Raw genomic sequence first — 865 nt, forward strand, 5'->3', positions numbered from 1 at the left:
CCGTATTCAACGCTCCCCTACCCAATGCATTGCTGCATTGCCATAGCTTCGGTGGTGTGTTTAGCCCCGTTACATTTTCGGCGCAGAGTCACTCGACCAGTGAGCTATTACGCACTCTTTCAATGGTGGCTGCTTCTAAGCCAACATCCTGGTTGTCTGTGCAACTCCACATCCTTTCCCACTTAACACACACTTGGGGACCTTAGCTGATGATCTGGGCTGTTTCCCTCTTGACAATGGATCTTAGCACTCACTGTCTGACTCCCGGTTATACGTCTGTGGCATTCGGAGTTTGACTGAACTTGGTAACCCTTGGCGGGCCCCGCATCCAATCAGTGCTCTACCTCCACGACGCTTGACACCGAGGCTAGCCCTAAAGCTATTTCGGGGAGAACCAGCTATCTCCGAGTTCGATTGGAATTTCTCCGCTACCCCCACCTCATCCCCGCACTTTTCAACGTGCGTGGGTTCGGGCCTCCAGTGCGTGTTACCGCACCTTCACCCTGGACAGGGGTAGATCACACGGTTTCGGGTCTACAACCACGTACTTATTCGCCCTATTCAGACTCGCTTTCGCTGCGGCTCCGGCTCTCCACCTTAACCTTGCACGTGATCATAACTCGCCGGTTCATTCTACAAAAGGCACGCCATCACCCCTATAACGGGCTCTGACTTCTTGTAAGCGCACGGTTTCAGGTTCTTTTTCACTCCCCTTCCGGGGTGCTTTTCACCTTTCCCTCACGGTACTGCTTCACTATCGGTCACTAGGGAGTATTTAGCCTTGGCAGATGGTCCTGCCGGATTCCGACGGGGTTTCACGTGTCCCGCCGTACTCAGGATCCGTCTCGGAGGGAATCGACTTTCG

Annotated in this window: 1 rRNA gene; it reads right to left on the reverse strand. The window is 53.9% G+C overall.

What is annotated here, in order from left to right:
• A 23S ribosomal RNA gene (locus JFN88_RS15325) occupies positions 1–865 on the reverse strand; the annotation flags it as partial.

Source organism: Paenibacillus roseus (genome assembly GCF_016424485.1).
Taxonomy (GTDB): Bacteria; Bacillota; Bacilli; order Paenibacillales; family Paenibacillaceae; genus Paenibacillus_D; species Paenibacillus_D roseus.